The organism is Oleiphilus sp. HI0066, assembly GCF_001635725.1.
This window is the reverse complement of the sequence record NZ_LWFH01001885.1, coordinates 1-896: the sequence shown is the minus strand read 5'-3', so window position 1 is coordinate 896 and position 896 is coordinate 1. Positions and strand designations below refer to the sequence as shown.

The window sequence follows — 896 nt, the reverse complement described above, 5'->3', positions numbered from 1 at the left end:
CTTCCCAGCGCAATAATGCCTCAAAGCCACTAATCGACATGTCTCTGAGATTAATCAGTGGCTGATAATAAATTTCGAGCTTTTCGTCGCGTAGCGCATTTTGGAGTTTGTTCTTGATCGTGTTTTTGAGCATGACGTCTTGCAACATGCTGGGTTCAAAAAAGGCGAAAGTATTACGTCCTGAGTTTTTGGCGTGATACATCGCGGTATCTGCTTTGCGAATCAATTCTTCTGTTGTTACACCATCATCAGGGAAAAACACTGTACCTAAACTACACCCGAGCTGCAGTTGTGCATTGTTATGCGCAAAGTTTTCACGAAATGAATGAATGATTGATTCCGCAATATCTTCGGCTTCGCGCTTTGTATTGCAGGAGCATGTAGCGATGAATTCATCGCCCCCAAAACGCGCGACGTAGCCATTGTTATTATTGGCAATAAGTTCTTTTAAACGTTTCGCACTTGCTTGAAGAACGCGGTCGCCAACACTGTGGCCTAGACTGTCATTCACTTCTTTGAATCCATCTAAGTCAATAAAGAATAAGGCTAAGCGATTTGCTCCTGTTTGTTTCGAGATTTTTTCCATTTCATTGGTGAGATGTTTTTCGATATGACGTCGATTAGGCAAATGAGTGAGAGCGTCATTACTTGCCTGATATTCCAATTGATTCTCATATGACTCGCGTGCTTGGCGGAATTCAATCGCTTGCTGCTGTGCCTGATTCAATGCCTGAACTAGATCGGTTAATTCATCGTTGATCGGGGAACGATTCAGCTTAATAGGCGTATATTGATTTTGTTTCGTTCGCTCTATATCTCGTGTGGCGGTACTAATTGTGACCAAGTGATCGGTCACAAGTCGACGAACGATGATTTGAAGAAAGCATGCGAATAAG

The 896-nt window shown here is 42.7% G+C and carries 1 protein-coding gene; it reads right to left on the bottom strand.

Going from position 1 to position 896, the window contains the following annotated elements:
- On the bottom strand, positions 1-896 hold an 896-nt coding region (locus A3738_RS28970; RefSeq protein ID WP_156504591.1), incomplete at both ends, for a GGDEF domain-containing protein.